Annotated in this window: 3 protein-coding genes and 2 pseudogenes; 3 read left to right on the forward strand and 2 right to left on the reverse strand. The window is 63.9% G+C overall.

What is annotated here, in order from left to right; genetic code table 11:
- Positions 1-120, forward strand: a pseudogene (locus tag EOA28_RS40435) (isocitrate lyase/phosphoenolpyruvate mutase family protein); the annotation flags it as partial.
- A 97-nt stretch (positions 121-217) separates the two neighbouring features.
- On the opposite strand, the gene EOA28_RS25725 reads toward EOA28_RS40435, so the two are convergent.
- Both EOA28_RS25725 and EOA28_RS25730 read right to left on the reverse strand, forming a co-directional pair.
- Positions 218-913: a sulfate transporter family protein gene (locus tag EOA28_RS25725; protein WP_127252758.1), complete on the reverse strand. Its 696-nt coding sequence runs from the start codon at positions 911-913 to the stop codon at positions 218-220.
- A gap of 93 nt (positions 914-1,006) precedes the next feature.
- A pseudogene (locus EOA28_RS25730) lies at positions 1,007-1,898 on the reverse strand (EamA family transporter).
- A 288-nt stretch (positions 1,899-2,186) separates the two neighbouring features.
- Between EOA28_RS25730 and EOA28_RS25735 the strand changes: the two are divergent.
- Both EOA28_RS25735 and EOA28_RS25740 read left to right on the forward strand, forming a co-directional pair.
- The gene (locus EOA28_RS25735) at positions 2,187-3,179 is read left to right on the forward strand and encodes an adenosine kinase (protein ID WP_127253173.1); all 993 of its coding nucleotides are present in this window, start codon (positions 2,187-2,189) and stop codon (positions 3,177-3,179) included.
- 340 nt (positions 3,180-3,519) lie between these two features.
- Complete coding sequence (locus EOA28_RS25740; protein WP_245463150.1) at positions 3,520-4,161, forward strand: antitoxin Xre/MbcA/ParS toxin-binding domain-containing protein; 642 nt, start codon at positions 3,520-3,522, stop codon at positions 4,159-4,161.
- The last annotated feature ends 462 nt before the right edge of the window (positions 4,162-4,623 follow it).

Raw genomic sequence — 4,623 nt, forward strand, 5'->3', positions numbered from 1 at the left:
GGCATGCTGGAGACTGCGGCGCGCGAGATCCAGCAGGACGGCACTTTCGGCTTCACCCGGGCGGCGATGCCGTTCGGCAAGCTGCAAGCGCTGTTCCGGGAGGGCAAGGAGCAGGACTAGAGCAATTCCAGGAAAAGTGTGGGCGGTTTTCCGTCCGGAATTGCGTCAAAACAAAGAGATAGAGCGGTTCGCCGTTTCCGTGAAACGGTGAAACGCTCTAGACCGGGCCCCGCGTCGAAACCGCCTTGTGCAGATGCACCATCATGGCGGCCGCGAAAAGCGGCGTCAGAAGGTTGAGCAGCGGCACGGCGAGGAACATGGCGATGACCAGTCCAGCCAGGAACACCGTGCCGGCATATTTGCGGCGCAGCGCCTTGGCCTCTGCCTCGGGGCGAAAACGCATGGCGGCGAATTCGAAGAATTCGCGGCCCAGCAGATAGCCGTTGACGATGAAGAAAGCGGCAATGTTGACGCCCGGCACCAGAAGCAAGAGCAACGCGACGATGTTGCCGAGGGCGACCACGCCGAAGAATTTGATGGCCAGCGCCAGCGAATGCAGCGCCGGCACGGCGCGGCCGGGCGGGCCGTCGGGATAGTCGGTGCGCTCGACCACTTCGGCGATATCGTCGAGGAACAGGCCGGCAACGATCGCCGTCACAGGCGCGATGAGCAAGGCCATCCCCACCGCCAGGACAATGCCGGCGATGATGCCGCCCAGCCACCCGGCCCAGGACGGCAGGCCCGGGAGCAGCGTCTGCAGCCATGGCCAGGCCAGCCATTCGAGCAGGCTCTCGAGGCCAAGCCAGAGCGCCACCAGGGCGAGCAGCGTCAGCCCCAGCGTCTTGAGGAAGACGGAGCGGAATTCAGGCGAGAACAGCCGGCTGGCGGCGGCGCGGGCAGCATCTAGGATCACGGCGGGTGCAGACCCCTCATCGAGAAACGACGCCCCCGAGATAGGCGGCGAGGGAGAGCGGCGCAACTGCAGGGCGAGACCCCGCCCGACCGTTCACGCTTGTCCCGGGATCACTCCTGCCCGCCTGGCGGGAATGGTCATTGCCGCAACGCCGGCGACGACGAAACCCATGCCGACCCAAGCGGCCGGCCCCAGGCTTTCGCCCAGGAAGACGGCGCCAATACCGACTCCGATCGGCACGCGCATAGGCCTGCGAGGTGGTGCCGACCGAGCCCAGCGTGTGGATGAGGCGAAAATAGATGACGAAGGCTAGCGCCGTCGAGAAGACCGACAGGCCGAGCAGGGCCAGGATCGATGCCGCCGACGGCGCAAGCGTCCATGGCCGGTCGACGATCAGGCTGAGCGGCACAAGCATCACCGCGCCGCAAAGCATCGAACCCGCGGCGGGTATCATCGGATCGAAGCCCTTGAAGCCGCGGCCGAAGATCGCCGCGCCGGCATAGGAGACCGTCGCGATGACGATCGCAAGCTGCGCCCACATTTGACGGCCAAGCCCGCCAAGCGCCTCGGTGCCGATGATGAGGCAGATGCCGACGATGCCAGCCCCGACGCCGACGAGCTTGCGCGCCGTGACGGGCTCATGGCGCGTGATCAAGGCCGTCAGCAGGAAGGTGAAGATAGGCGATGTCGCGTTGAGGATGGTGGCAAGACCGGCATCCACCGATCGTTCGGCGGCGGCGATCAGGGTGAAGGGCACGACGCTGTTGAGGCAGGCCTGGAAAGCGAACCGGCGCCACATTGCCGCGTCGGCAGGCATGGCAAGGCCGCGCCAGCGGATGACGCTGAGCAGAATGGCCCCGGCGATCAGGGTCCGAGCGGCGATGAAGGTGACAGGCGGGATCGTCTCGACGCCGATCTTGATGAAGGTGTAGGAAGCGCCCCACAGCACCGCCAGCGCGCCGAGCAGCGCGAGGTCGGTGGGCATTTCGGTCTCTTCGGACATTTCTGCGCCTTCCGTCTGCGGAAACAATCCGCTTCTAGCCGATAGCGGCGCGGAAATGTTTCGATCGCTGTGAAACCATAGCGGCGAGGGCGGCGGCCGATATGAGCCAGTTCGATGCGAACGCTGCCGCAGCCGGTGAACAATCGGCGGCGAGTTCGGCGTCATGGAAGGCGATGGCGATTTTCGGGGTAGGCAAAGCAGCGGCAACTCGCTAGACCCGCGCCCGGCCGGCATGCCAGATAGCCGGGGTGGTTCTTGGCGGAGATTTTGATGCCGGAATATGACGTGCTTTGCATCGGCAATGCCATTGTCGACATCATCGCGCAGTGCGACGAGGCTTTTCTCGAGACCAACGGCATCATCAAGGGGGCGATGAACCTCATCGACGCCAGGCGCGCCGAACTGCTCTACAGCCGCATGGGGCCGGCGATCGAGGCTTCAGGCGGCAGCGCCGGCAACACGGCGGCCGGTGTCGCCAGCCTCGGCGGACGGGCCGCCTTCTTCGGCAAGGTGTCGAACGACGCGCTGGGCGAAATCTACACGCACGACATCCACGCCCAGGGCGTGGCCTTCGACACCAGGCCGCTCGCGGGCGAGCCGCCGACCGCACGCTCGATGATCTTCGTGACGCCGGACGGCGAGCGTTCGATGAACACCTATCTCGGCGCCTGCGTCGAGCTTGGGCCCGAGGATGTCGAGGCCGACAAGGCGTCCGGCGCCAGGGTGACCTATTTCGAGGGCTATCTGTGGGATCCGCCGCGCGCCAAGGAGGCCATCCGCCAGACGGCGAAGCTGGCGCACGCCGCGGGCCGCGAAGTGTCGATGACGCTGTCGGATTCCTTTTGCGTCGACCGCTACCGCGACGAGTTCCTCGAGCTGATGCGCTCAGGCACCGTGGACATCGTCTTTGCCAACAGTCACGAGATCAAGTCGCTCTATCAGACCGCTTCCTTCGAGGAGGCGCTCGCCGCCATCCGCAAGGATTGCAAGATCGCTGCCGTCACCCGTTCCGAGAAAGGCTCGGTGATCGTGCGGGGCGACGAGACCGTCACCATCGAGGCGACGAAGATCAAGGAACTGGTCGATACGACCGGCGCCGGCGACCTCTATGCCGCCGGCTTCCTTTATGGCTACACGACCGGACGCAGCCTCAAGGATTGCGGCGACCTCGGCTCGCTGGCCGCCGGGCTGGTGATCCAGCAGATCGGCCCGCGCCCGCGCCAGAATCTCCGCCGCGCGGCCGAGCAGGCAGGGCTGCTCTAAACGGCCCGGCGAGGCAAATTGCATAAGAACGCCGTACCGTTGCGTCATCGCGGACAGGCTCGGAACCGGCCTGTCTGTCGCGCCCCTGTCACAGAGCGCTCCTACACGCAAAGATAGAGCGTTCCGCGACTGACATTTCGGCACGCCAGACCAGGGGTGTGAAGATGCAAGCCAGCAACCTGCCGGGCCGCGGCGTCCATTGCCGCCGCAATCTGTGCTTTCCGCGATAGAATTTCAGCAGCCGCCGGCGTCTGGGGAGGAGCGCGGGCCACAAGACGAACGCATGACCAGACTTCAGACCCCGTCCGAGGGGATTTCGCAAGAGACGTTGGCTGGCCTAGTGACCGAAGCCGTGCAGCAGACATTGATGCAGCATGGTGTCCTGCTGGACGCACAGGCCCTGGTTTCAGCCAGTGTGCTCGCCGGCAGCGTGGCGGCCGCCCTGCCCTTCCTGCCGCCGGCGCAGCGCCATGCAATCGATTCTTTGAAGGCCGATTGGACCGCGCTCATCTCCGAGTTCTTCCGGACGGTGCCGGACAGAATTGCAAGCGGAAATCCGATGGTATCCGATCAGGCTTCCGGGCGCGCGCCGCTGGGGGCGGGACGGCTTCAGAATATCGCGGAACGCGCGGCCGGTCTTCAATCGATGCTGCTTGAGGATTGGGCAGGCGAAGTCGCCGGCTCGACCTATTTGGAAGAGAAGCTCCGGATCCCGCGCTCGACGCTGCATCGCTGGCAAAGGCGCGGCGAGGTCGTCGCGCTGCGCAAGGGCGGCCGCAAACATGTCTTCCCACTGGCCCAGTTCGTCGACGGCCGGCCGGTCCTGGGCATAAGCGACGTGCTGTCGGCGATCGCCAATCCGAGGCTTGCCTGGTTCTGGCTGACCCGCCCCGCGCCCGAGCTTAATGACCGCGTCCCTATAGAGATGTTGAGGGAAGACATGCTCGCGGACGTGGTCCGCGCCGCGCGCACCGTGTCCTGAGCGGTTTGGTAAGGTTTCCGCGCAACCTGCGGCATAGTTAGCCGGGCAATAAAGTGTGATATACCTGCAATAATTGGCACATTTGACACATTCTCGGGATTTCTTAGTGTTTCGATTGTATAAAGTATGCAATTTGTCCCAATTTTACAAATATATGACGTGATATTTGAGCAACAAGATCTTTATAAGATTCAAAAAGATGCTTTTCCGACGCAATCTCTGTTGTACGTGACGACCGATTAAGTCATGTCCAGAGCGAAGAAGCGGCGCCGATGCGCGTACTTTTTCAACGATGGGGACGGGGGTGGCAAACGCCGAACGGCATGTCAGGCCTGTCTTGAACCTTTGACTGGAGATTCAAGAAAATGAACATCAAGAGCCTTCTTCTCGGCTCCGCTGCGGCCCTGATCGCAGTTTGGGGCGCCCGCGCCGCCGACGCGGTGACCGTTGCCGAGCCAGAAC

The sequence above is a fragment of the Mesorhizobium sp. M2A.F.Ca.ET.067.02.1.1 genome, assembly GCF_004023285.1.
In the GTDB taxonomy this organism is placed as follows: Bacteria; Pseudomonadota; Alphaproteobacteria; order Rhizobiales; family Rhizobiaceae; genus Mesorhizobium.

Coding starts and splice junctions, on each gene's coding strand:
- EOA28_RS25735 (WP_127253173.1), top strand. CDS start 2,187: ATGCCGGAATATGACGTGCTTTGCATCGGCAATGCCATTGTCGACATC.